This window comes from Streptomyces alkaliphilus (genome assembly GCF_014141535.1).
In the GTDB taxonomy this organism is placed as follows: Bacteria; Actinomycetota; Actinomycetes; order Streptomycetales; family Streptomycetaceae; genus Streptomyces; species Streptomyces alkaliphilus.
On the sequence record NZ_VKHT01001567.1, the window covers coordinates 1 to 717 of the forward strand.

Consider the following 717-nt stretch of genomic DNA (forward strand, 5'->3'; position numbering starts at 1 on the left):
CGGCTCCCCCAGCCCGAGCCGCTGCCCCTCCACCCGATCGAGGAAGACATGCACGATCACGAGAACTCCGAGCACCTCGCCTCATTCGCCGACGTCCTGGCCGGTGAACTGCCGGGCACCTGGACCCGCGCGCACCATCGCCCCGAGGACAAGGACGACCTGGCCGAACTGACCGACCGGATCTGGGACCTGGATCTCGTCGCCGAGTCCCTGGCCGGTCATCCGCTGCGCCAGGCGGTCGTCCTCACCCGGCCGGACGGGGCCCGGCTGGCCGTCCTCGACCACCCCGGACACAACGGCTTCCTCGTCGCCGCCGTGGCACCCGACGACCTTCCCCCCGAGGCGTTCCGGGGGATCCGCGAACCGGACGGCATCGCCGTGGGCGACGACCCGTTCCGCAGCGCCGAGCTGGTGACAGGCGACCTGTTGCCCCGCGTCGAAACCGCCCTCACCCGGGTTCGCCACCACGCCGCGGGAGTCCGCCCCTCCCGACCGGACCGGGTGGTGTTGACCTGGCAGCCCGACGGTGACCTCGCAGCTTCCCCCGCCACCGAGGAAGCCGCCGACATCCTGGCCGCGCACGGGTTCGTCCGCGAGGAGAGCGGCATCCACCGTCTGAGCGGCGACGACACCGCCGTACAGGCCCGCGCCGTGCGGGCACTGGGAACCCGGCTCGAAGCGATGGGCATCGCCACGGCGTTGCAGCACCCTCCGGGC

General features: G+C 72.9%; 1 protein-coding gene. It reads left to right on the plus strand.

Annotated elements, in window-relative coordinates; genetic code table 11:
• Nucleotides 1-48: 48 nt before the first annotated feature.
• On the plus strand, nucleotides 49-717 hold a 669-nt coding region (locus tag FNQ90_RS25715), incomplete at its 3' end, for a hypothetical protein (RefSeq protein ID WP_182608500.1).